This is a genomic window from Ruegeria sp. YTSA072 (assembly GCF_059610285.1).
The window spans coordinates 624086-648232 of the sequence record NZ_JBXWNI010000001.1 but is presented as its reverse complement, the minus strand read 5'-3'; the positions used below and the strand labels follow the sequence as shown (position 1 = coordinate 648232).

The following is a 24147-nucleotide window of genomic DNA, read 5'->3' as shown; positions in this document are numbered from 1 at the left end:
CCGCCCTGGACCAACGGTGACCAGAATTCATTTGAAGTCACGCACCGACGGCGATCCGACGTTCGTCCAGACTGTTGCTTTGGGGATCGCGCAGCACGTAACCCCTGCCCCAGACGGTTTCGATATAGTTTTCGCCGCCGGTCGCATTGCTGAGCTTTTTGCGCAGTTTGCAGATGAAAACGTCAATAATTTTCAACTCGGGCTCGTCCATACCGCCATAAAGATGGTTCAGGAACATCTCTTTGGTCAGCGTTGTGCCCTTCCGCAGGCTGAGCAGTTCGAGCATCTGGTATTCCTTGCCAGTCAGATGAACAGCCTTGCCTTCGACCTCAACCGTTTTGGCGTCCAGATTTACCGCGACGCGGCCCGTATGAATGACAGATTGCGAGTGCCCTTTGGACCGCCGAATGATCGCGTGAATACGAGCGACCAGTTCCTCGCGGTGGAACGGTTTGGTCATATAATCGTCAGCGCCAAAACCGAAACCTTTGATCTTGCTTTCGGTATCGTCAGCGCCCGACAGGATCAAGATGGGGGTTTCAACACGCGCGATGCGCAGCTGCCGCAATACTTCGTGACCGTTCATGTCCGGCAGGTTCAGGTCCAGAAGGATCAGGTCATAGTCGTACAGTTTGGCAAGATCGATGCCTTCCTCGCCCAGATCCGTCGCATAGACGTTGAGGTTGGCGTGCGTCAGCATCAGCTCAATGCTTTTCGACGTGGTTGGATCATCCTCGACAAGAAGTATACGCATTTACTGCTCCAATTTGGGTCAATTTAACAATTCAAATTGAGACTGCTCAAAAATGGTTAACCTGACGTTACCGTTGAATCATTTATTCACCTTCATCTTTAGGTTGTCGATATTTTTTTAATGCCGTCACTTTCAAAGCGTCCGTTCCGTGTTCCGCGACCGCAGAAACCCAGGAATTGAACTCTTCATCACTAAGCCCATACCGCTTTTTGGCGTCCGACAACGAAATCAACCCGTATAGAACGCCGCGCACCACAATGACCTTGCGCGAAGCGACCCATCTGGTCGTCTCTGCAGGTGGCAGATCGTTTCGCGATAAAACCGTTCCATCCGGAAGGGTTACGGACCTTGGCCCTTCGACTTTGTGCAAATACATCTCTTGACCCTTTTTCAGCTGCGACAAAGCTGACAACAGCCTACTTAATGCCGCGTGAAACCGCCCCTTGAGAGTGTGTAGAATTTTCCTATATTCTGCCGGTCTTTCTTAACGCACTGGAATCGTCATGGCCCTCGATACCGAGACACCGCTGAACTCGCTTGGCTTTGCCAAACCCCCGTCAGAGACGCGGGTGGTTGTTGCCATGTCCGGCGGCGTCGACAGCTCAGTTGTTGCCGCTTATCTGGCCGATCAGGGCTATGACGTGGTTGGCGTGACGCTGCAGCTGTATGACCACGGCGCGGCCTTGGCCAAGAAAGGCGCGTGCTGCGCGGGGATTGATATCCATGACGCGCGGCGCGTGGCAGAGGAACGCGGTTTTCCGCATTACGTTCTGGATTACGAGAACATCTTCAAAGATGCCGTGATCGACGAATTCGCCGACAGCTATCTGGCCGGAGCGACTCCGGTCCCGTGTATCCGGTGCAACGAGCGCGTGAAGTTTAAGGACCTTTTGGAAACCGCTAAGGACCTTGAAGCCGACTGCATGGCGACTGGTCACTATATCCAGCGCAAGATGGGCGCGAACGGGCCGGAACTGCACAGCGCCGAGGACGCGAACCGGGATCAATCTTATTTCCTGTTTTCCACGACGCCTGAGCAGTTGGACTTTCTGCGATTTCCTCTGGGCCACCTGCCATCGAAAGACGCAACCCGAGAGATGGCCGCGCAATATGGTCTATCGGTGGCGGACAAGCCCGACAGTCAGGACATCTGCTTTGTGCCCGATGGCAACTATGCCAGCGTGATCGAAAAGCTCCGCCCCGGTGCGGCGGAACCAGGTGAGATCGTACATTCCGACGGTCGGGTGCTGGCGCAGCACAATGGCGTCATCCACTACACCATCGGTCAGCGCCGTGGTCTGGGTATCGGCGGGCTGAGCGAGCCTTTGTATGTGGTGAAGCTGGACGTAGACAAAAAGCAGGTTGTGGTTGGCCCGAAAGAGCTGCTGGCGACCCGGACCGTTCCGGTGCGCGAGATCAACTGGCTGGGGGATGAACCTTTTACGTCGCGTGACGAATGGCACCTGTCGGTCAAGGTGCGGTCGACCCGCCCGCCGCGCGAGGCGATTATCCGACCTCTGTCTGAAACGACTGCCGAAGTCGAATTGCTGACTCCCGAGGAAGGCATTTCGCCCGGTCAGGCCTGTGTGTTCTACTCCAATGAAAGCAGCCGCATATACGGCGGCGGCTGGATCTGGCGCGGTTACTGAGGCACCCGGATCACAAGACGTCGGTCGGGCTGTTCACCAGAATATACAGTCCGACTGCCACCATGATGTAAGGTGCAATCCTGTCAAGGCGGGCAAAACGCGGCCCTAAAACCTGTGCGCGTGGTGCGCCCCAACTTGCAATTCCGATTAGTGTTGCCAGTGCACACCCGGCCCCGATCAAGGCCGTCAACCGAAACGCTGGCGTCGAATCCGCGAACAGCGGAGTCATAGCCGCAAGCGTATCAATCGATAGCGTCAAAAACAGCGCGACGACCGAGGTGATGGCCCCAGTATCGGGCAGTTGACGCCCGCCCGACCCTTTCCGTTGCTGCCAAATGCCATAAAGGCCCAGAGACAACGGGATAATCCCAAGACAACCGACCCAATTCAGAAACCGGCTGTGATCCAACCCGCTGGCAATCACAAGCGACAGGCACAGAATTATCATTTGCGCCGCGGCAAAGCCAAAGACGGCCCGGCGCGTTTCCATCACCATGATCAGGCCGAAAAGGATGACCAGATTGTCCAGGTTAGTTGATACGGTCACGATCGCCGCGGAAAATGCGAACAGGATGTGTTCAATCATGGCGATTGGGCAGCTTGTTCAAAACCGCTCGGGCGGCGCGCAGACCCGGCGCTTCGCCACCGCGCCCCAAACGGTCCATGGTCACGTCCATCGCGCTGCGCTGCGCATCTGGACTGGTGGCCACGTCTGAGAGGGCCGAGGCAATCCTGTCCGGCTCGCAATCATCCAGCAGGCATTCAGGAACCGCGCGTGTTTCAGACACCAGATTGACAAGGGTCGCCGTGTCCAAATTCACCATACGCTTTGCGATCAGAGTCGTCAGCCAGTTCAGATTATAGGCTATCACCATTGGAGTGGCCTGTGCCGCCAGTTCCAACGAAACTGTACCAGACGCTGCCAGCGCAAGGTCAGCCGCAGAAAACGCCGCCCTTTTCTGCGCCTGCGCCTGGTCCGAGGGCAAGTCCCGCGGATCAACTACGACGGGCGACCCTGGCCAGTCCTGAACATGCTCAGTGACCGCATCAACCATATGGGCCACGGCTGGTACGACCACGCGCGTGTCGGGGCGCTGTTTCACAAACTCGATTAACGCCTGACCAAAGACCGGAGCCAGACGATCCACCTCACCCCGCCGCGAACCGGGCAAGGCCAGAACAATGGGCGCTTGGCCTAGACCGTAGGCCTCGCGAAAAGCCTGAATGTCTTGTTCGGTCGCCGCTGGTTCGCTGACCACCGGGTGCCCGACAAAGTCACATTCCATCCCCGCGCGCTGCATATAAGGCGGCTCGAACGGCAACAGCGCCAGCACATGATCGATGACCTTGGCCATCTTGTCCGCACGCCCGGGACGCCAGGCCCAGACGCTGGGGGCGACATAGTGAACCGTGCGGATAGTACTTTGCGCTTTGACCAGCTTGGCAACACGCAGCGAAAAATCCGGACTGTCGATGGTGATCAGAACATCTGGATTGCTATCCAGAACAGCCTGCGCTGTCTCAGAAATCCGACGTTTGAGGTGAAAGAACTTGGGGAGAACCTCGACCAGTCCCATGACCGACAATTCGGACATGGGAAAAAGGCTGTCCAACCCCTGCGCCTGCATCAACGGACCGCCGACGCCTTGGAATTCAACCTCGGGTACCAGAGACCGAAGGCCTTCCATCAAAGCCCCGCCAAGCCGGTCCCCCGAAGGTTCACCGGCGACGACGAAAACCCGCATCAGTTCGTCCGCTCGCGGACATACAAAAACAGGCCCAGCCGGTCACATTCCGCAATCACGCGGTCTTTCTCAAGCACAAGAACACCGCCCTTTTCGATCACAATTCCCGACAGCCCCGCCGCAACTGCGCCAGACACAGTATCAGGCCCGATCGCAGGCAGATCTGCACGAACGTCCTGATCTGGTTTCGGGGCTTTGAACAGAATGCCGCCGCCCGCATCGGGGCGCTGAGTCAGAGACTGCAACATCCATGCAGTGCCGAAGATACCCTCAATCGCCAGCGCCTGCCGTTTTGAAACCACGCAGGCCTGCCCCACATCCGCAACCCCCATCGCCCGCACGATGCCCGAGGCGCGGTCGGCATCAGCCAGATCAGTCTCGGACGCTTGCGCCTTCGTCAGACACCCCAGTTTCGGAAGAAGGTTCGGTGCGATTTCATGAGCTGCCTTAACCTCCAGACCTGCATCCTCAAAAATGCCGATGACAGCGCGTAGCGCCGCGTCATCGCCAGACATAATGGCCTGTTGCAGGATTGGGACCAAAGGCAATGTAGCTGCATCAATCCGCGCGGGGTCAATGGGCGGACGCCCCACGGCACCCGCCATGCAGATCTGGGTCACGCCTTGCGCCTTGATGTCGGCGATAAAGCTTCCAACCTGTTCCAATGGAAACTCGACGTCCGGGGTCAGAGTATCCGGGCCGAAGCCCTCCATCGCACAGACCACCGGGCGGTCGGGCAACTGCGCGACCACTTCACCCGGCAAAACGCCTGTTCCCGCAATCAACGCCAGCATGGTTTATTTCCCCGGTGTCAGGAAAGACCGATCCGAATGTCCGGTCACGAAATCGACGATCCGCTGAACGTATTCGCTTTCGTTATCCGCGCCGACCCGATGCGCGCGCTCCATGAATGTGCCATCGCCAGTAGACAGTTCGCGGAAGGCCGCCCGCAAAGCGGCAATATCGTCGCGTGAGACACCGCGGCGTTTGAGGCCGACGAGGTTCAGGCCGTCAAGTTCGCCACGCGGCGCCTGAACCAGGCCATATGGGATCACGTCATTCGGAACCATGGTCAACGCGCCGATGATCGCGCCGCGCCCGACGCGGACCCACTGATGCAATCCAGAGATACCACCGACAATCACGTCATCCTCAATGATGCAATGACCCGCTGCGCCGGCATGGTTCACCATGATTACCCGATTGCCGATCTGGACATCGTGGGCCACATGCACGCCCGCCATCAGCAGACAATCATCCCCAATCCGCGTAACGCCACCGCCGCCATCGGTCCCGGTATTCACCGTGACATGTTCGCGAATCCGGGTGCGTTTGCCGATCTCAAGGCGCGTATTCTCACCGCCGAACTTCAGATCCTGCGGGATCTCTCCAATGACCGAAAAGTTGAAGATCACGGTCTCTTCACCAACCGAGGTATCGCCGGTCACCACAACATGCGATTTCAGCTCGACCCGATCCGCAAGCTTGACCTGAGGACCGACATAGCAAAACGGACCTACGACGCAGCCTTCACCAATCTGCGCGCCTTCTTCGATGATTGCGCTTGGATGGATGCCGCTCATGTGGTCTTTTCCATGTCCCAATCGACATAGGCCGAAAACTCAGCCTCGGCCGCGACCTCTCCTTCGACCGTAGCACGGCCACTGAATTTGAAGATCTTGCCACCCTTTTTACCGCGAACCGTGTCGACATGCATCTCAAGCACGTCGCCCGGGATCACCTTGCGACGGAATTTGCATTTGTCGATGTTCATGAAATAGATCAGCAGTTCGCTGTCGATCACATCCATGCCCACCCCCAGCATGACCCCTGCGGTCTGTGCCATCGCCTCGACAATGGTCACTCCCGGCATGATCGGGGTTCCCGGAAAATGCCCTTGGAAATGCGGCTCGTTCATGGTGACGTTCTTGATGCCAACAGCCGATTGAAAGCCCGAGATATCTACGACCTTGTCGACCAGCAGAAACGGATAGCGGTGAGGCAATATCCGCTGGATCAGCTGAATGTCTGCGCTTTTGGTTTCCGTGGTCATAGTGCAGTCGTCCCGTTCTGGATTTCTCTTTGACGCGTGGTTAGCAACACCGCGCCTTAAGGGCAAGCAAACCTATTCTTTGCTTTCGTCTTCAAGTTGGCTGCCATCGCCAATCTGTTCATTAATCCGCGCAATTGCCGTGTCCGTCACATCAGTTCGGTCCGAGCTGAGAAAGACATTGGAACGTTCGATAACAACCGACGCCCCGGATTCGCGCAACAACTCGATCAGGATCGGCTGCACAAGAACCAGAAAGGTCTGCCGCGCTTCTTCGCTTCGGCGCGCAAGGGCGTCCAGTTTGGCGCGCTGACTTTCGCGATGTGTCTGAACCTTGTTGTCGAACGCCTCGGCCAGCGGGCGAAACTCTTCGGTTGGCAGTTCTGCGCGCTTTTCGGTCAGGTCTTTTTCTTCCCTGCTCAGTTCAGCGACAATTCGTTCATTCTCGTCGGCCAACAATGCGCCTTCACGTTCGATCTCGTGCATGACGCGCCGACCGAATTGCGACTCTGAAAACAACCGGTCACTGGACAGGGTCAGAACATTTGCCTGAGGAACACCTAATTGCTGCGCCTGAGCGGTCGACACGCAGGCCAGCGCCAGAAAAACGCACAGGGCCCGAAATGGGCCCTGTGCAGTCAATTTTATCAAGTTCAGCATCTGGCGATCAGAACCGCGCCTGAACGGTCAGGTCAAAGTTCTGTTCCTTGTCGAAGTCTTCTTTCTTCAAAGCTTTGGAGAAGTTGAACCGCAGAGGCCCAAAAGGCGTTTCCCACAGAACGGACACACCGATCACGTGGCGGATAGACCCGTCCGCGCCAACAATGTCGGCTCCAGCGGTGTTCACGTTGTTGATGTTGTAGACGTTACCAACATCGTAGAACACACCGCCGCGCAGACCCAGTTCTTCGGGCAAGCCAAGCGGGAAGTCTGATTCAAAGCGAGCAACCCAGTAATAGTTACCACCGATCGCATCGTCCTGACCGTTCGACAGGTCACGCGGGCCCAGACCCGCAGGTTCAAAGCCACGGAACGTGTTCGGACCAATCAAGAAGCGGTCGATCACACGGCTGAAATCGTCGCCCTGCCAATGCAGTGCACCTACCTCCATCGATGCCCGCAGAACAACTTCCTCGTTCAGGACACGTGTCTGCGCGATGCCGCGCGCTGTGGTTTTGTAGAACTCGTTGTCGCCGCCAAGACCGGCCGCATCAACGCCGACCTCAAACAAAACGCCCGCATTGGGGTTCAGGCCACCGCGTCGGCTATCATAGAGGTAGGATACGCCCAGCGTGCTCGATGTCCGCTTACCCTGCTCGATTTCCGAAGCGATAACAGCACCGTTCACTTCGTCATCCTGCTGAGTCATCTCGCTGCGGTTCCAACCATAGCGGAGACGAAGCGAAGACAATTCGCTGATCGCGTAGCTCAGCTGCGGCTCGAAGAAGACGCGCTTGGTATCGTAGCTTGCAAAGCTCGAATTCGTCGATGCCAGGCCAAGACCAAGATCGAACTGCAACCGGCGACCCAGCAAATATGGTTCGGTGAAGTTAATGATGTATTGCTCGGAATCCTGCGCCGTCGAAAGGGTCAAGCCAAGGTTTTGACCACGACCCAGGAAGTTGGATTCGTTCAGGCCAATTGCAATCCCGAAACCGTCGGAAATCGAGTAACTACCACCGAGGCTCAGCGAGCCGGTGGGCTGTTCTTCGACGTCCACATCCACAATCACCTGGCTGGGCGTGGACCCTTCGCGCGGCTCAACATCTGCCACGGCAAAGAACCCAAGGGCACGGATACGTTCAGCACTCTGGCGGATTTCACGCGGGTTGAACGGATCACCTTCGACCGTATCGAACTGGCGGCGGATCACGCGGTCCAGTGTCGTTGTGTTGCCTTCGATGTCGATACGTTCAACAAAGATCCGCGGACCTCTGGTCAGAACAAACTGAACGTCCAGCGTCAGATCACGTGGGTTACGCGTGACCCGCGGTTCGACCCGCAAGAAATCGACACCCTGTTTCAAACCTAACCGTTCCTGGCGAGCGATCGAGCTTTCAATCAGAGACGGGGAATAGGTCACGCCTGGACGGATTTTCAACGCTGCCTGATATGCGGCGGGATCCACCCCGGGAATTTCACTGACGGTCGAAATCTTGCCGAACGAGAACTTCTGTCCCTCTGTGATATTCATCACCAGGAAGAACGCGTCACGTTCGCGGGTAAATTCGACATTTGCGCTATTCACGCGGAAATCCACGTATCCGCGCGACAGATAGAAGTCGCGGATGACTTGTTTATCAAACTCGATCCTGTCAGCGATAAACGTGTCGCCGCGCAGGAACGTGCGCAGAATGTTGGCCTGCTTTGTCTCCAGTATCCGGCGTAAGCGGCGGTCTGAGTATGCCCGGTTACCAACAAAGCTGACACGCTCAACCTCGATCGTGGTGCCTTCGGCAATTTCAAAGACAAGATCGACGCGGTTGTCGCTGCGGCGAATGATGCGTGGGATGACGGTTGCGGAAACACGGCCTTGCGCTGAATAGATTTCAGCGATCTGATCCGCGTCCGCTTCAGCAAGCTGTGGTGTGAAAACCCGGCGGGGCTGAGAATTGATGGCCTCAAGCAGAAGATCGTCTTTTACGCGACGATTGCCTTCGATGCTGATCTGATTGATCGTCGGATATTCTTCGACTTCAATCACGAGAGTGTTACCGCGCGGCGTCAGCTCAACTGTCTCAAAAACACCACTGTCAAGCAAACGCTGAAACGCATCGTTCAACTGTCCGGCGGTCACTGTCTGGCCGGGTTGAATTCCAGTCCGGGCAATAATTGTCGAACTTTCGATCCGCCTGTTACCCTCAACATCGAACGCATTGATAGTGTAGCTTTGCGCGCGCGCAACCTCCGGCAGGAAGGTAAAGCTTGCTACAAAAACAAAAGAAAAAATACGTAGCGTCTGCCACAAAATATTGTTTGCTGGCTTCTGCCCCCCGCAGGATGTGCCTGCGCCTCGCCTATCAGTCATTTTTTTTCTACCCGAATTTTAGGACTTTATTGTTGAGTAGCGAGATTAGGTTTCCTTGTCAAAAGACGAAAACACAAAGCGGCCCAGTGGGCCGCTACCAGTCGTGTTGAAATTTTAGCGAGAATCACATACTGACTACAAACGCCCAACCGGCGATGGCTAGCGCAGTCGCGCCGAAAAACAGCAAAACGTCCCGATTCAGCGCGACCACAAAACTAAAGCTCTGAAAAGATTTCCGCAGCGTCTTTGTCATTTGAGCCTCTGACACAAAAATTTAGACGCAGTCAAATTAAGCGCGGATTGGGGCGAAATTGCGGCTTTTGTTGGCGCATATCACCACAATCAGCAGAACAGATCATTGGACACGGAAAAGATCATCAGGCCAAGGATCAGCGATATCCCTACCCCCATCAGAACCTTCAGTACGCCGTCGCTTGGTGGTTTACCTGCCACGGCCTCATAGGCGTAGAACACCAGATGCCCGCCATCCAGTGCCGGGATCGGAAACAGGTTCAACAGCCCGACAGCCGTAGACAACACAGCGATAAAGAAGATGAAGCTTTGCGCACCTTGGCTGGCCATCGCCCCCGAGGTTTCCGCAATTCCGATCGGGCCGGATATGTTGCAGGTGCTGATGGCCCCCGTAACCATGTGCCAGATACCCGACAGCGACCCGTCTATGATGCGCAGGGTTTGACGCGCACCACCCGAAATGGATTCAAGAACTCCGGCCGCCTCGGTCGCGGGTTCCAGCATCATCCCGCCAACGATACCGATGCGCCAATGTGTAATAAAGCCGCCTTCTGACTGCGGTTCGTCCGTACGGCGCGGGGCAAGTGCGAACTCAAGATCTGCCCCGTCGCGCCAGACATTCAGCAACAGAACTTTCCCGTCGGACCCTTCGACATGCTCTTTCAACTGATCAAATGCAAAGATCGGGTCCCCATTGACCGACGTGATGACATCACCACGCTTAAGGTCGATATCCATGGCCGCACTACGAGGCGTAACCTGCTGAATCAGGGGCGGAAACAGCCAGGGACCGGTCACATCCATGGTCTGATCATCGCGGATGACCGTATAATCCAAAACCGGTTCCACCGGCAGCGCGTCAACAAAGTCGGTCCATGCGCCCTCCTCGTCGAAATCGGGCACCGCAACGCCGCCAATGGCGACGATTTCGTCACCGTCCTGCAATTGCTGAACAGTGCCAGGCAAAGGGTGCAAGGTCCCAACGGTCAGTGGGTCCTTAGTCACACCCTGGGTCAGGAAAATCAGACCAAACACCAGGATCGACATGATGAAATTGAAAACCGGACCTGCTGCAACTGTGGCCGACCGGGCCCAAAGAGGTGCCCCATGCATAGTGCGGCGCAAATCCTCCGGGCTCTGCTCGGTAATTTCCTCCATCGCGGCTTCGTCTTTGCCCGACGCCGCATTCGCGTCGCCCAGGAATTTGACATACCCACCAAAAGGCAGTGCGGCGATCTGCCATCGCGTGCCGCGTTTGTCGATGCGGCTCCAGAGAACCGGGCCAAACCCGACCGAGAACACCTCGGCATGGATACCGGACCAGCGTCCAACGATGTAATGGCCGTACTCGTGCACCGCGACGATCACCGAAAGTGCGATGACAAAGGCAATGATCGTGTACAGCAAATTGCCAAACTGAGGGATCAGAGAAAGTACGTCCAAAATTTTATCCTGCTCGTTGGATGACGATGTCATCTACCCATGTACGTGCCAAATGGTCCGTTTGCAGCACGTTATCAAGAGTTAAAGGGGCATCAATAAGGCCACCTGCGGCCTCGAATCTGTCCAGAACGGCCTCGACTATCTCGGCCATCTGAAGGAAACCTATTTCGCGCGCGACGAACCGATCCAACGCCCGTTCTTTGGCGGCGTTGAACACAGCACCTGACAGGCCGCCGCGTTCCATCACGGCGCGCGCCAAGCGCAGCGCGGGATACCGCGCCTCATCAGGTTCACTGAACCTGAGCTGCCTCAGTTTTCCAAGATCCAGCCGTTCGACTGGCAAGTCCTTCCGATCGGGCCAGTGCAGAGCGTACCCGATGGCGTGGCGCATATCCGGGGCGCCCATATGGGCCATGACAGCGCCGTCCTGGAACCCGACTAAGGCGTGAACGATGGATTCCGGGTGCACCAGCACTTCGATCTGATCCGGAGACACGCCGAAGAATTCTTTGGTTTCAATCAACTCCAACGCTTTGTTGAACATAGACGCGCTGTCGATTGTGATCCGCTGCCCCATATCCCAGTTCGGATGGCTCGAGGCTTGCTCGACTGTTGCATGTGCCAGTTTGCTCAGTGGCCAGTCACGGAACGCGCCGCCACTTGCTGTGATGATGATACGCTCGACCGCGGCCATGTCCTCGCCGACAAGCGCCTGAAAAACGGCCGAGTGTTCGCTGTCGACCGGCAAAAGCCGCGCATTGTTCGCCTTGGCAGTCTCAAGAACCAACGCACCGGCGCAGACAAGCGTTTCCTTATTGGCCAACGCCAGCGTGCCGCCCTGCCTGAGCACTTCAAGACCCGGCTCCAGACCAGCGGCGCCCACAATGGCCGACATAACCCAATCGGCAGGCCGTGCCGCAGCTTCCGTCAGCGCATTTTGACCAGCGGCCACTTCGACGCCCGAACCCGCAAGGGCCGCGCGCAGATCATCCAGCCGGTTTTCATAGGCCGTAACTGCCACATCGGCGTTCAAACGCCGGGAATCTTCCGCCAGCTTTTCGATATTCGCCCCGCCCGTCAGAGCGACGACGTCATAGGACGCGGGGTCGCGATCAATCAGATCAATCGTGTTTTGCCCAATTGATCCGGTCGCGCCGAAGATTGAGATTTTGCGCATCACATCGCTCCGGGGGAATAGAAAATCCCGGCTATCAAAACGAACAGGGCCGCGCCCATCATGCCGTCAAAGCGATCCAGAAACCCGCCATGACCTGGTATCAGGTTCGAGCTGTCCTTGACCGCAAATTTGCGCTTTGTTGCGCTTTCGACAATGTCCCCGGCCTGACTGGCCATCGACGCAAGTACCGAAATCACCACAAACATGACGCCAAAGCCGGCATGCACAGCAAAGATCGTGCCAACCACAGCTGCTGCTGCCCACCCGCCTGCGGTGCCCGACCATGTTTTTTTTGGGCTGACCTTTGGCCAGAACTTAGCGCCGCCAAAGGTTTTGCCAACAAAGTATCCTGCAACATCCGTTGCCACGACCACCGAGATCAGCCAGACCATCCAGCCGAACCCCATGTTCTCGCGGATTGAGATGAAGCCCAGACCCGATGCAGCAATCCAGAAAGCGAAAAGCGCGTAGATCCCCTTGGATCGACTGATCTGCCCTGCCCCGACCAAGGCCGGCGCAAGCAGGAATGGCAGCGTATAAAGCGGCGGAAGATGATAGCTGAGCACGACAGCAACACCGGTGAGGATGCCCAACTGGATCGCTACACCATTGCGGTCCGGATCGATCATCCGCACCAGTTCCCAGGTCATCAATCCGCAGGCGATTGCGATAAAGGCTTCGAACCACAGGCCGCCTAGCCACACTTCGACCGAGCCGATGCACACAAGCACCGCAGCAGACAGAACACGGGCGGTTAGGTCAGACCATCGGCCCTCGCTCATGCCGGAACCGCTCCGAACCGCCGGTCACGGCTTCCAAAGTTCCGGCACAGCCGTTCCAGTTCGGCCGAGGTGAAGTCGGGCCAGAGCGTGTCGATGAATTCGTATTCCGAATAGGCCGATTGCCACAAAAGAAAGTTGGATATACGGGCTTCGCCACTGGTTCGGATCACCAAATCCGGATCGGGAAGAACGTGCGTATCCAGATACTTGGGCAGAGTTTCTTCATCCACGTCCTCAGGGCGCAGATGGCCTTCGGCCACGTCTCGCGCCAGCCGTTTGGTCGCCCGGGCAACCTCATCCCGCCCACCGTAATTCAACGCAATGGTCAAGTGCACCAGATCGTTGTGCTGGGTTGCAACCTCCAAAGTGTCCATCAGTTCCGTCAGCTTGGAATCCAGACGAACCCGATCGCCGATAAAGCGCACGCGCACACCTGCTTTGGTCAGGTTGCGTGCTTCTTTGATGATGTACCGTCTAAACAGGCTCATCAAACCGGCGACTTCGACCTGGGTCCGTTTCCAGTTCTCGGTCGAGAAGGCAAAAACGGTCAGATACTTGATGCCCAATTCCGGACAGGCCTCAACCACTTCTCGTACGCGCCGGGCACCGGCCTGATGCCCAAACAGCCTGGGCCGGTTGCGCGCCTGTGCCCACCGCCCGTTCCCATCCATGATGATGGCTACGTGGCGTGGCCCGATAGCTGGTGAGGGTTGAGTTGTGTCAGGCATAATGCGGGCTCAGACCTGCATGATCTCGGCCTGCTTGGTTTCAAGCGCGGCGTCGACGTTCTTGATCATCTGGTCGGTCAGGTCCTGGACTTCACTTTCCCAGAACTTCTGATCGTCTTCTGACATGCCGTCAGCCTTGGCTTTCTTGATCTGATCCATGCCATCGCGACGGACGTTACGGATCGAAACACGGGCGTGCTCGGCATATTGCCCGGCAACCTTGCCCAGCTCGCGGCGGCGTTCTTCGTTCAATTCGGGGATCGGCAGCATGATGATTGTGCCGTTCAGCTGTGGGTTGATACCCAAGCCACTTTCGCGGATCGCTTTTTCAACCTTGCCCACAAGGCCCTTGTCCCACACATTCACCGTCACCATGCGCGGTTCGGGGACATTCACGGTGCCGACCTGATTGATCGGGGTCATCGATCCATAGGCATCAACCATAACCGGTTCCAGCATTGACGCCGACGCACGGCCCGTTCGCAAGGAAGCGAATTCAGTTCTCAGGTTGCCCATGGCGCCATCCATACGGCGCTTCAGATCGTCGGTGTCTAGTTCAAAATCGTCAGACATGCTGCTCACTCCCCGTCTTCAGGTGATGTTTGCATGGCTCATAGTCCATCGCAATTGGGATGTATAGCAATGATGATCCGGAATTGAGCCAATGACCAGAGGTGTTTCTGGCATTTTCGGGTTCTTTCAATGGCAACTGAACCGGCCAACATTGATGTCAGCCGGTTCAATCATGTGCATAGGAATCAGGCGTTTACATCGACAACAACACGGCCTTTGACCTGCCCTTTCAGAATATCCGCCCCCAATTGAGGCAGATCGCTCAGCGTCGCGGGATGAACCATTGCCTCAAGCTTGTCCATCGGCAGGTCGGTTGCGACGCGTTGCCATGCGCGAACGCGGTTGTCATAGGGCTGCATCACACTATCGATGCCCAGCAGGTTGACACCGCGCAACAGGAACGGAATGACGCTTGCGGGCAGCCCTGCCCCTCCGGCCAGACCAACGGCTGCGACTGAGGCACCGTATTTCATCTGACCCAGCACTCGGGCCAACATCTCGCCCCCCACCGCGTCAATGCACCCGGCCCAGGACTCGCTTTCCAACGGGCGTTTCACGGTTTCATTGAGATCCTCGCGTGGGACAATCGTGGTGGCGCCGAGTGATTTCAGATATTCACCCGCCTCTGGCCGGCCTGTCACGGCAGCCACCTCATAGCCCAAATTGGCCAGAATGGCGGTCGCAACCGAACCAACACCACCAGCGGCCCCGGTAACAAGGACTGGACCATGACCCGGCTGCATGCCTTGATCCTCAAGCGCCATAACCGCCAACATCGCTGTGAAACCGGCCGTGCCAACTGCCATGGCCTGACGCGTGTCCAGACCTTCGGGCAAGGGAACCAGCCAGTCGGCCAGGGCGTTGGCTTTTTGGGAATATCCGCCCCAATGCGCTTCACCCACGCGCCAGCCGGTCAAAACGACCTTGTCGCCCGGCTTATAACGATCGTCCGAGGACGCCTCGACCGTGCCGCTGTAATCAACGCCGGGCACGTGCGGATAGCTGCGCACCAGCCCGCCGCCCTTCGGCGACATACAAAGGCCGTCCTTGTAGTTCACGGTTGAATACTCAACAGCGATTGTCACTTCGCCATGGGGCAGATCCCCAACGGAAAGCTGTTTGACCGAAGCGCTTGCCAGTCCGCTGTCTTCGTCCTTATCCATTACCAACGCATTGAACATTTCAACTTTCCTTTCTTTTCAACCAGTCGCCAGCCTTTGCTGAACTGATAATTTCCATTCATATCCAGAATTTGTCTCGCACGGTTGCGCCACGCATTCCGTCCGGTGTTTCAATTTCGATCCGTGTGCCGGGTTCCCAATGGCTCAGCTTGACCATACCGATTGACACATTGGTGTCGAAGTCCGGGGACCAAGCGGACGACGTAATCTGGCCAATCCGCTTACCTGCAGCCACTACCGGCCAAGGGCGGTCGCATGGTGGCACGGCGTCTCCTTCGATTGCGATCGGACGGATTTGCTGAACCGGACCCTCCTTGGCCACGCGCAGCAGAGCGTCTCGGCCAATACAACCGATTGCCGTGTGGGTGTTACAGAACTTGCCCAAACCGCATTCATGCGGCGTGTTGTCGTCGGTCATGTCGTTGCCGTATGACAGTAACCCACCCTCAATCCGTTCGATTAGATTGGGACAGCCCGCGCGGACGTGCAGGTCTTCACCCGCCGCGAAAAGGGCGTTCCACAAGGGCATACCGATGTCCGAACCCTCGACATAGATTTCGAAACCACCTTGTTTGGAATAACCAGACCGTGCGATTGCGAGTTCACGCCCCTCGAACTCGAACTTGTCAAACTTAAAAAAACGAATGTCTCGCACACGGTCGCCAAAGATACGGGCCAGCAGATCATCCGCCTTCGGCCCCTGTATCGCCAGCGGAGACACATCGGGTTCGTCGACCAGCACATCCAGACGGTATCCGTTGGCAATGCCCTTGACCCAAAGCAGCAAGTCACTGTCGGCAATCGAAATCCACCACCGATCTTCCGAGAGCTTCACCGCCACAGGATCATTCAGCATTCCGCCTGTTTCATCGACAATGGGAACGTAAAAGCACTGACCGGGCAACATCCTCCGCAGATCCCGCGGCGTTAGCATTTGCATCAGCCGCGCGGCATCCGGCCCACGCAGTTCGACCTGCCGTTCACATGAGACATCCCAAACCTGCACATGGCTTTTCAAGTGCCGGTAGTCTGCTTCGACGGATTCAAAAACAGTGGGCAATAACATACGGTTATAGACCGTATATCCTTTGACCCCAGCAGCTTCGACACCATCCGAAAAAGGTGTTCGGCGCAGGCGACGCGAGAGTGAGATCTGAGCCACTTAAGCCTCCTCAGGCAGAAAAACCAGATCGCTCACCGGTGCAGCAGAACCTGTTTCGGTCAACATTTGATGCAGCTGGCCCCGGTGATGTGTTTGGTGGTTGAAGAAATGAATGACGCATTGCGCATACGGTTTCGTGACATCAGCTTCTTTGGCGGCCGAGAACCATGTGAACGGGCCGCGCAGGTCCTCGTCATTCAGGGACGCGGCCCATTGGGTTGTCCGCTGGTCAATCTGATCGCGCAACGGCAACCATTCCGCCAGATCGGCGCAAAGTGACGGGCTTTCCGGGATACCGCCGCCGGGACCCTGCCCTTTGTCAAACCGCGACATCCATATCCAGTCCCCCCAAAGCAGATGATTTGCCGAGCCCAGGATCGAACCAAAAAACGCTCCGCGCTCGCGGGTCAGTTCCTCATTCGGAAGCGCGGCAAGAAACCCCTTCAACTGACTGTTTTGCCAGTGATTATATCGGGCCATCTCTTGCGCATAGGCGGCGGTGATCATCACTTTGGCCCATGCCAGTCAATTGGGCAGATTTCGGCAGATTTTCCGCCAAAATCCCAAACACGGCCGTAGTCGCGCACCTTGGACTTGGTGCCGCGGGCCACGATGATGTCCGGACCCATCCAATACTTCGAGTTTGACACCATGACCGGATGCTCGGGGTCCTTGCCGCCCAGCATCTCAATCTCACCCTGAATTTTGCGGCCGATCGCGATGCGGCGTTTGTTGCCATCGCGTTCAATCTGAACCGGAGCGCGCTCGGCCCCGATAATCTCGCTGACTAGCATGGTAAACAATCCAGTGGTCCCACCCGCCTGACCGCTGAAGATTTGCAACAGGCCGTTGTAGGCCTTGCCGCTTGCCCGTTCGTCAACATAGGCTGCCACTTTCCACTGGCCCTCGCCCATGCGGCCCGGAATATCGACCAACAACCCGACGTTCAGACCGGACAGGTCTTCGCCTTCATAGTGGCCCTCATCGACGATAATACCCATCCACGCGTGGCAATGCCCTTCGGTCGGAGGGTGCGCGCCCAATGAAACCACGCAGGGGCAGAACACATCGCACGAGCAGTTCAGGATCAATTCGCCTTTGATTGCCCAATCTGTCGGGCTCATCTCGCGCCGCTTGGGATTGGGCATACGGCTATCAATGCGCTGACTGATCGGCAGCTTGTCGGCCTCGGGTTTTCTGTTCTTAGCCATAGGCTTATCCTCCGTAGCTTATTGGATAGACGAGCAGAACAAGACCGCCCGCAATCAATGCAAATCCCATCGGTCGGGTCACTGCGTGCCCGATCTGGGGTAGTTTCTCCAAAACCATGAACAGGGTCGCGAGACCCATCCACAACAGGCTCATGACACCGCCAACAAAACCAAGCGCCATGAAGCCCCAGCAGCAGCCCACACAGAATGCGCCCAGTCCCAGCCCCATGCGCAAACCGCCAGTGAACCCGGTTTTCCAGTGCCCCAGAAAATAGGTCATGGGGGCATGGCAGACTCCGTGGCAGACCTCTTTCGCGCGGGTGAACTGAAATGCGCCGACGGCGATCATCAAGCCGCCTGCGAAATACCCGGATTTACCAATGCCGAGCATGTCAACGACCCCACCAAACAATAGCGCCAACTGAACACCGGTGATCAAAGCTGCAAAGCCAACCCAGACGACCAGATACCCGGACAGAACACCCAACCAACCTGCGCGCGAGCCATTGGCGCTGCGGATCAGATCGTCATAGCTGCGCAACGTCGGCACGAGCGTCGGCAGCATCATCGCCGCCATCATGATAGCCCACATCCAGAACAGCGGGCCAAATTCGGCCATGGGCATATACATGTCCATGCGCGGGTCCATGGCCGCCATGGCCTGACCCATTGGGCCGGGGCGACCAATCCAATCCAGATCCATGTCGCGGCCCATGGTGAACATGACCCACCACGCGGACAGGATCAGGGCATAAAACCCCAGCCAAAATGCAGTGCGCAGAACTGTGCGACTCACGCGCTCCTCCCGACTCAGTCCTTGCTTTTCAAATGTCAGACTTTTAAATGTCAGACAAATAAAAATTCACCAACGGTCCCCAGAATATGAAAATTGACCCCAAGAAGCCTGCTGATCTGTCTGCGCAGATCGCTCAGGCCATTCGTGACGCAATCATTTCGGGCGAATTGATCGTGGATGAACGTTTGCCCTCCGAGGCGGAATTGTCCGAGCAATTCCAGGTATCTCGCCCAACCGTGCGGGAGGCATTGAAGCGTCTTGCAGCGCAATCCCTGATCCGCACGCAACGTGGTGCAAGCGGTGGTGCATTTGTGAACCGGTTGAGTTTTGAGGGCGCGTATTCCCAACAGATCACGACCTCGACCCTGCTACTGTCGATGAATGCAGTCAGTTTCGACACCGCCTGCGAAGCGCGCTTCGCGCTCGAACGCGCCTGCGCCGCCTTGTCCGCACAGCGCCGTACAGCGGATCAGTTGGCCACCATGCGAGCCGAAGTTCACCGCCAATCCCAACCCGGCCTGACGGATGAGGCATTCTGCGCGTCGGACGTGGCGTTTCACCGGGCGCTGGTTGATGGTGCCGGCAATCCCGTACTGTCTTATCAACTGGCCGGCGCGGTCGAAGCCATGCAGCCGCTGATGAACATGATCACTTTCACAGCGCGGTCCCGGGAAGCAATTATTGCCTTCCACAATCAGATCGCCGACGCGCTGGAAGATCGCGAGTCGACCAAAGTGGACGCGACGCTAGTTGAGCTTGAGAGTTACACAAGGCAACTGGCGCAAGACGTGGCGCAGCAGCGACGTAATCCGGCGTAAGGAAAATGAAATGACCACCGCTTTGAACGTGATTGCAGCCCTCATGACCATTGGGTTCGGCCTGTTCGGGTTCCTGGCGCCCAGCTTTACCTTGGGCGCGCTGGATCTGAGCACCACCAACAGCAACATGGGGCTGAGCGAGATGCGTGCCTCGGTCGGCGGGCTTTTCGTAGTCACTGGCGTGGCTGTTTTATTCCTCAACAACCCGATGGCCTACGCCATGCTGGGGGTTGTCTACGCGGGCGCGGCATTGGGCCGGTTTGTTTCAGTTTTTCTGGACAACCCACCACTGGTCAAGGCGGCTACTTTTGGTGGAATCGAACTGGTACTTGCACTTTGGCTGATACTGGCCAACATCAATAGGGCCGCCTAACCCACTGTAATTATTTCCAACGCCCGGCCAGATTCCCGGTTTGCATCCGGCTGCTGGCTCACCTATATAGGTTATGTCCTTCGGGACTATGGACATAAACGCGCTCGTAATAAGCGGATCGGACCCGGGGGCGGTACCCGGCGGCTCCACCAACATCCTTCATTTGGGGATCATGGGGCCGAAATAGGATCGACGAACGTCTAAAGGGGTTAGCTTTGTCTCGGCGGGGTGCCACCGTATCGGCCCGAAAAGTACAATTGCAAATGACAATCGTGCTCCGGTTGCAGTTGCTGCGTAAGCAGTAGCAAGACCGAAACTTAAGCCCTTGCGCCTAGCCGCGTAAGGCGGGGTTCGCAGGTACCTGGCAACAGAAACCTGCACCTTCCACTTAAAGTCTGAGTTTTTCGCTGAGCATGATCATGTTCAGAGTTTTTTCACTATTTAGTCTCATGCTTACCCCAGCAGAATAAGGAGAGCTGGGATGTCGCACGCAGATCTACTCAGAGAGTGGTATTCCGAGGTTTGGGAAAACGGCAATACCGACGCGATTGACCAATATTTTGCCCCCGAAGCCATGGCTGAAGGGCTTATTCCGGAAATGCAGGTCGGTGCGGATGATTTCCGGGATCTGGTCATGGCCTTTCGCCATATCCTTGGGGACATTCAGGTCGATATGCCCAAAATCATCGAAAACGGCGATTGGGTATCCGCCATCATTCACCTGCGCACAACGCGCGCCGATAACGGTGCCCCGCTTCAAGCCACGGGCAGCGTCATGGGGCGGATTAAAAACGGGCGCATGGTTGAAGCGTATAACCAGTTCGATTTCATCTCACTCTTCGAACAGCTCGGCCAGCTCCCGCAGGACACTTTGCCCGTGTGTATGACCGGTCAAAGGCTGGATTGGGCTTGACCATATAAGCAATCTTGACCCCCTCGGCGCTTACGCGGTAGCAAGTGCCATGGGGTAAGATTGCGAACACCCCGTGAGGCGTCAGCCCAAGTTTCGCATGTATCCGATAAAACCAGGAGACATGCTGTGCCCGCACCAAACTCGATCACCCCAAAGCAATTGTTAAGACTGATCGGCACGCCGCAATCCCCCATACTGATTGACATCTGTATGGATGCGGATTTTGAGGCTGACCCCTATCTTATCGCAGGCTCTATACGCCATCCTGCGAAGGATCTCGAAGGGCTGGTCAACCTGATCGGTGACCGACCTGCAGTCGTGATTTGCCAGAAAGGCAAGAAACTCAGCCAGGCCGTCGTTTCTTTGTTGCGGGGCGAAGGTGTGCAGGCCGAGTATCTGGAGGGCGGCATGTTTGCCTGGCGAGACATGCCGGACGCTCCGCGTGTGCCTGCGAAAGCGTTGTCGATGCTGCAGTCCAAAGGATCTCTTTGGGTGACCCGACACCGACCAAAAATCGACCGCATCGCCTGCCCTTGGCTGATCCGGCGGTTTGTGGACCCAAATGCCCGGTTCCTGTTTGTTGCCCCGTCGGAAGTCGACGCCACCGCTGCAATATTTGACGCGACCCCTTTTGACATCGAAGGCGCTCATTGGAGCCACCGGCAAGACAAATGCACCTTTGACACCATGCTGGACGAATTCGCACTGCACATGCCCGCGCTGGATCGGCTTGCAATGATCGTTAGGGCCGCAGACACCAATCGCCATGACCTCGCACCGGAAGCCGCCGGGTTGCTTGCTGTCTCTGTCGGGTTGTCCCGGCAATACCGTGACGATCACGAAAACCTTGCTGCAGGAATGCATCTGTACGATGCGCTGTATCGCTGGGCGCGCGACGGGTTTGAAGAACAACACGACTGGCCAATGGACCGCAAATCATGACCCCGACCCTATCGGAGCTGGCCCGTATCTTTGGTCGCATCGGGCTTTTGTCCTTTGGGGGGCCTGCGGCGCAAATCTCACTGATGCATCAGGAATTGGTGGAAAAACGCCCGTGGCTGGACGAACAATCGTATCTGCGGGCGCTGTCTCTTTGCATGCTGTTTCCCGGACCCGAGGCCATGCAACTTGCCACATATGCCGGCTGGCGGCTGCGGGGCGTGACCGGAGGGTTGATCGCCGGCGGCCTGTTCGTCATCCCTGGCGCACTGATCATCGCTGTATTGGTTGGGCTTTACGCAGCTTTCGGGGACCTGCCACTGGTTCAGGCCGCTTTTCTTGGGGTGAAGGCAACGGTAATCATCATTGTCCTTCAGGCGCTTAGAAACCTGTCGCGCAAAGCCCTGACCGATGTGGAGCACCGGGCAATAGCCGGATTGGGCTTTGTCGCAATCTTTGCCTTTGACCTGCCTTTTCCCTTGATCATTCTGGCTGCAGCGCTTTGGGGGTATCTGAGCTTCAAGGGTGAGGCCAACACCGCCCAAACGCCCCCTGCCCCAAGTGCGACGCGCCCGCTGCGCACCTGTGCAATCTGGCTGACCCTATGGCTTGGCCCATTGGTGTTGCTGAGCGTTACTGGTCAGAAATTGCTGAGCGATCTCGGGTGGTTTTTTGCCCGCCTGGCTGTTGTTACGTTCGGCGGCGCATATGCGGTTCTGGCGTATATGACCCAAACCGTCGTGGACAAATATCAGTGGATCAGCACGGATCAGATGATTGATGCGCTGGGGCTGGCGGAGACGACACCCGGTCCTCTGATCTTGGTCACACAGTTTGTGGCCATGCTGACAGGGCAGCTCTCAGGGGGGATCCCTTTAGCACTTGCCGCTGGTGCGGTGGCCCTTTGGGCCACGTTTGTTCCGTGTTTCCTGTGGATCTTCCTTGCCGCACCTTATCTGGACCAACTGGCCGCCCGTCCACGGCTGTCCGCAGCCCTGCACGGGATAACAGCGGCGGTTGTCGGTGTGATTCTCAACCTTTCCGTGTGGTTTGCTCTTAACGTTCTTTTCGGAACAATCCCGGAATTGGCATGGGGACCCCTAACCATCCCATGGCCCGAACTTGCAACACTGAACATAAAAGCGCTCCTTTTAACCTTCATGGCCGGGGTGTTGATATTCAAGCTAAAATTCGGCATGGGAATGACCTTGGCCCTGATGGCCATGGCCGGAGTTGGATTTCATTTTCTTTGAACAATCCACCAACTCCCGGTCTTTCGTTTCCGAACGAATCCCCTATGCTTGAGATAACCGCTTTTGAGGATGAAACATGTCGCAGGACATTGACTATGGAACCCTGATGCACACCGCCATGCGCGGCCTCATTCAGAAGGTTCTGACCAACGTTTCTGAAAACGGTCTGCCTGGGGCGCATCATTTCTTCATCACCTTCGATACCCGGCAGGACGGTGTTGAACTGGCCGATTGGCTGCGCGAACGTTACCCCGAAGAAATGACGGTCGTCATGCAGCACTGGTTCGAAAACCTTGATGTCGGCGACAACGGTTTCGCGATCACGCTGAATTTCGGTGACGCACCAGAACCGCTTTATATTCCGTATGATGCGATCAAAACCTTCGTGGATCCGTCGGTTGAATTCGGACTGCGTTTCGAAAGTCCGGAAGACGAAGAAGAGGTTGCGACCCATATCGTCGAAGAATCGATTGAGGTTGAGGAAACTCCGGTTCAGCAAGACGCGGATGTCGTTTCACTGGACAGCTTCAGAAAGTAAACTCAGACTTACAAACCCCGCCTCTCGCGGGGTCTACTGTTTTTCGAGGAACGTATCGACCGAGCGGGATTTAATCCCGTTACGGAACCGCGAAAAGGACAGGTTAAGCCCACCGTCGGCCAGCGTGCGATCGAACTGCTGCAATTCATAGCCACCGTTTTCATCAATGAACAACGAAAACACCGTCAGAGTCTCGCCCTCGATCCGGCCCCAGACGAACGGTTCACCCTGCATCGGGTCCAGGGGCACCTCGTGACCAAACACATTGCGCTTCATCGCCGCTGAATAAACGTCTGACCTGTCAGATTGCTTGAAATCGATCGAGAAGGATTGATCTTTGACCCGGCCATCCGGCTTATAGGTCGTGGTCTTCCAACTGACGTTGAACCCTTCTTTCGTTTCATGGATCGAAACGCTCATATCGCGTGGGGTTTCGGTACCATCATCGTCAACTAAATTGGCTGAACCGACATAATCCCCGATAAAGGGCGTGATGTCCCCGGCCTGGGCCTGAAGATTGGCAAAGACAAGCCAGAATACGGCACCCACCGCGAATGCGGTAAGCCGCAGCGGATTAACCCGGTTAAATTGCAGCACCTGACCCTCCAGCGTTTTGATCATGCTATTCTACCCCAGTCACAGGCGCACACAATGGTCCTAGTACCTGTGTATCAAAGAAAAATGCCCCACCCCAACGCCTATACCTTTGGTCGGCTTACGCTTATGGTGCGCGCAACTGGCCGATTGCGCGATGACGCCGTCACGGGTAAACGGCATACGAC

At 56.6% G+C, this 24147-nt stretch carries 28 protein-coding genes and 1 other RNA gene; 8 read left to right on the top strand and 21 right to left on the bottom strand.

Annotated elements, in window-relative coordinates:
* Window positions 1-37 precede the first annotated feature (37 nt).
* Together ctrA and sciP are read right to left on the bottom strand one after the other, a co-directional pair.
* Window positions 38-754: a response regulator transcription factor CtrA gene (ctrA, locus tag AC2FIB_RS03160; protein ID WP_496733195.1), complete on the bottom strand. Its 717-nt coding sequence runs from the start codon at window positions 752-754 to the stop codon at window positions 38-40.
* Window positions 755-836: 82 nt separating this feature from the next.
* Window positions 837-1130 carry a CtrA inhibitor SciP gene (gene sciP, locus AC2FIB_RS03155; protein ID WP_496733194.1) on the bottom strand — a complete coding sequence of 98 codons (294 nt, stop codon included), beginning with the start codon at window positions 1128-1130 and terminating at the stop codon, window positions 837-839.
* A gap of 127 nt (window positions 1131-1257) precedes the next feature.
* On the opposite strand from sciP, the gene mnmA reads away from it, so the two are divergent.
* Entirely contained in the window at window positions 1258-2403 is a 1146-nt protein-coding gene (gene mnmA / locus AC2FIB_RS03150; RefSeq protein WP_496695423.1) for a tRNA 2-thiouridine(34) synthase MnmA, read from the top strand.
* A gap of 10 nt (window positions 2404-2413) precedes the next feature.
* On the opposite strand, the gene AC2FIB_RS03145 is transcribed toward mnmA, so the two are convergent.
* The 18 genes from AC2FIB_RS03145 to AC2FIB_RS03060 form a co-directional block, all read right to left on the bottom strand.
* On the bottom strand, window positions 2414-2989 hold the full coding sequence (locus AC2FIB_RS03145; RefSeq protein ID WP_496733193.1) for a hypothetical protein: 576 nt from the start codon (window positions 2987-2989) through the stop codon (window positions 2414-2416).
* Window positions 2982-4148: a lipid-A-disaccharide synthase gene (lpxB, locus tag AC2FIB_RS03140; RefSeq protein WP_496733192.1), complete on the bottom strand. Its 1167-nt coding sequence runs from the start codon at window positions 4146-4148 to the stop codon at window positions 2982-2984. Before lpxB ends, AC2FIB_RS03145 begins: the two co-directional genes overlap by 8 nt.
* Window positions 4148-4942 carry an LpxI family protein gene (locus AC2FIB_RS03135; protein ID WP_496733191.1) on the bottom strand — a complete coding sequence of 265 codons (795 nt, stop codon included), beginning with the start codon at window positions 4940-4942 and terminating at the stop codon, window positions 4148-4150. Before AC2FIB_RS03135 ends, lpxB begins: the two co-directional genes overlap by 1 nt.
* 3 nt (window positions 4943-4945) lie before the next feature.
* Window positions 4946-5731, bottom strand: a complete 786-nt coding sequence (lpxA, locus tag AC2FIB_RS03130; protein ID WP_496733190.1) for an acyl-ACP--UDP-N-acetylglucosamine O-acyltransferase — start codon at window positions 5729-5731, stop codon at window positions 4946-4948.
* Complete coding sequence (gene fabZ, locus AC2FIB_RS03125) at window positions 5728-6201, bottom strand: 3-hydroxyacyl-ACP dehydratase FabZ (RefSeq protein ID WP_496733189.1); 474 nt, start codon at window positions 6199-6201, stop codon at window positions 5728-5730. Before fabZ ends, lpxA begins: the two co-directional genes overlap by 4 nt.
* A 72-nt stretch (window positions 6202-6273) precedes the next feature.
* A complete protein-coding gene (locus AC2FIB_RS03120; protein WP_496733188.1) occupies window positions 6274-6858 on the bottom strand; it encodes an OmpH/Skp family outer membrane protein in 585 nt (194 codons plus the stop codon).
* A 7-nt stretch (window positions 6859-6865) separates the two neighbouring features.
* Window positions 6866-9226, bottom strand: coding sequence for an outer membrane protein assembly factor BamA (gene bamA / locus AC2FIB_RS03115; protein ID WP_496841719.1), 2361 nt, complete (start codon window positions 9224-9226; stop codon window positions 6866-6868).
* A gap of 124 nt (window positions 9227-9350) precedes the next feature.
* Window positions 9351-9479 (bottom strand): hypothetical protein, encoded by a 129-nt coding sequence (locus AC2FIB_RS03110; protein ID WP_496733186.1) that lies wholly within the window; start codon window positions 9477-9479, stop codon window positions 9351-9353.
* An 89-nt stretch (window positions 9480-9568) separates the two neighbouring features.
* Window positions 9569-10921 carry an RIP metalloprotease RseP gene (rseP, locus tag AC2FIB_RS03105; RefSeq protein WP_496841718.1) on the bottom strand — a complete coding sequence of 451 codons (1353 nt, stop codon included), beginning with the start codon at window positions 10919-10921 and terminating at the stop codon, window positions 9569-9571.
* A gap of 4 nt (window positions 10922-10925) precedes the next feature.
* Window positions 10926-12098, bottom strand: a complete 1173-nt coding sequence (gene dxr / locus AC2FIB_RS03100) for a 1-deoxy-D-xylulose-5-phosphate reductoisomerase (RefSeq protein ID WP_496841717.1) — start codon at window positions 12096-12098, stop codon at window positions 10926-10928.
* Window positions 12098-12880 carry a phosphatidate cytidylyltransferase gene (locus AC2FIB_RS03095; protein ID WP_496733183.1) on the bottom strand — a complete coding sequence of 261 codons (783 nt, stop codon included), beginning with the start codon at window positions 12878-12880 and terminating at the stop codon, window positions 12098-12100. The genes dxr and AC2FIB_RS03095 overlap by 1 nt, the downstream gene beginning before the upstream one ends.
* Complete coding sequence (uppS, locus tag AC2FIB_RS03090) at window positions 12877-13608, bottom strand: undecaprenyl pyrophosphate synthase (RefSeq protein ID WP_109311554.1); 732 nt, start codon at window positions 13606-13608, stop codon at window positions 12877-12879. Before uppS ends, AC2FIB_RS03095 begins: the two co-directional genes overlap by 4 nt.
* A gap of 9 nt (window positions 13609-13617) precedes the next feature.
* Window positions 13618-14181: a ribosome recycling factor gene (gene frr / locus AC2FIB_RS03085; protein ID WP_058271567.1), complete on the bottom strand. Its 564-nt coding sequence runs from the start codon at window positions 14179-14181 to the stop codon at window positions 13618-13620.
* A 185-nt stretch (window positions 14182-14366) separates the two neighbouring features.
* Entirely contained in the window at window positions 14367-15362 is a 996-nt protein-coding gene (acuI, locus tag AC2FIB_RS03080; RefSeq protein ID WP_472723727.1) for an acryloyl-CoA reductase, read from the bottom strand.
* A 58-nt stretch (window positions 15363-15420) separates the two neighbouring features.
* Window positions 15421-16524: a dimethylsulfoniopropionate demethylase gene (locus AC2FIB_RS03075; protein WP_496733182.1), complete on the bottom strand. Its 1104-nt coding sequence runs from the start codon at window positions 16522-16524 to the stop codon at window positions 15421-15423.
* Window positions 16525-17031: a DinB family protein gene (locus AC2FIB_RS03070; RefSeq protein WP_496841716.1), complete on the bottom strand. Its 507-nt coding sequence runs from the start codon at window positions 17029-17031 to the stop codon at window positions 16525-16527.
* Window positions 17031-17735 carry a DUF1326 domain-containing protein gene (locus AC2FIB_RS03065; RefSeq protein ID WP_282118485.1) on the bottom strand — a complete coding sequence of 235 codons (705 nt, stop codon included), beginning with the start codon at window positions 17733-17735 and terminating at the stop codon, window positions 17031-17033. The genes AC2FIB_RS03070 and AC2FIB_RS03065 overlap by 1 nt, the downstream gene beginning before the upstream one ends.
* Window positions 17736-17739: 4 nt before the next feature.
* The gene (locus AC2FIB_RS03060; protein WP_496733180.1) at window positions 17740-18531 is read right to left on the bottom strand and encodes a DUF2182 domain-containing protein; all 792 of its coding nucleotides are present in this window, start codon (window positions 18529-18531) and stop codon (window positions 17740-17742) included.
* 86 nt (window positions 18532-18617) lie between these two features.
* Here AC2FIB_RS03060 and AC2FIB_RS03055 point away from each other — a divergent pair, with 86 nt between their 5' ends.
* The 7 genes from AC2FIB_RS03055 to AC2FIB_RS03025 all read left to right on the top strand — a co-directional run bounded on the left by AC2FIB_RS03055 (window position 18618) and on the right by AC2FIB_RS03025 (window position 23365).
* Entirely contained in the window at window positions 18618-19349 is a 732-nt protein-coding gene (locus AC2FIB_RS03055; RefSeq protein ID WP_496733179.1) for a FadR/GntR family transcriptional regulator, read from the top strand.
* Window positions 19350-19359: 10 nt separating this feature from the next.
* The gene (locus AC2FIB_RS03050) at window positions 19360-19722 is read left to right on the top strand and encodes a DUF4345 family protein (protein ID WP_058277883.1); all 363 of its coding nucleotides are present in this window, start codon (window positions 19360-19362) and stop codon (window positions 19720-19722) included.
* Window positions 19723-19758: 36 nt separating this feature from the next.
* Window positions 19759-20104, top strand: a transfer-messenger RNA (tmRNA) gene (gene ssrA, locus AC2FIB_RS03045).
* 99 nt (window positions 20105-20203) lie between these two features.
* Window positions 20204-20635 carry an ester cyclase gene (locus AC2FIB_RS03040; protein ID WP_496733178.1) on the top strand — a complete coding sequence of 144 codons (432 nt, stop codon included), beginning with the start codon at window positions 20204-20206 and terminating at the stop codon, window positions 20633-20635.
* A gap of 126 nt (window positions 20636-20761) precedes the next feature.
* On the top strand, window positions 20762-21577 hold the full coding sequence (locus tag AC2FIB_RS03035; RefSeq protein WP_496733177.1) for a chromate resistance protein ChrB domain-containing protein: 816 nt from the start codon (window positions 20762-20764) through the stop codon (window positions 21575-21577).
* Window positions 21574-22827 carry a chromate efflux transporter gene (chrA, locus tag AC2FIB_RS03030; protein ID WP_496841715.1) on the top strand — a complete coding sequence of 418 codons (1254 nt, stop codon included), beginning with the start codon at window positions 21574-21576 and terminating at the stop codon, window positions 22825-22827. Before AC2FIB_RS03035 ends, chrA begins: the two co-directional genes overlap by 4 nt.
* 76 nt (window positions 22828-22903) lie before the next feature.
* The gene (locus AC2FIB_RS03025; RefSeq protein WP_058271556.1) at window positions 22904-23365 is read left to right on the top strand and encodes an SspB family protein; all 462 of its coding nucleotides are present in this window, start codon (window positions 22904-22906) and stop codon (window positions 23363-23365) included.
* A 33-nt stretch (window positions 23366-23398) separates the two neighbouring features.
* Here AC2FIB_RS03025 and AC2FIB_RS03020 read toward each other — a convergent pair whose 3' ends face one another.
* Window positions 23399-23986, bottom strand: coding sequence for a hypothetical protein (locus AC2FIB_RS03020; RefSeq protein WP_496733175.1), 588 nt, complete (start codon window positions 23984-23986; stop codon window positions 23399-23401).
* Window positions 23987-24147 lie beyond the last annotated feature (161 nt).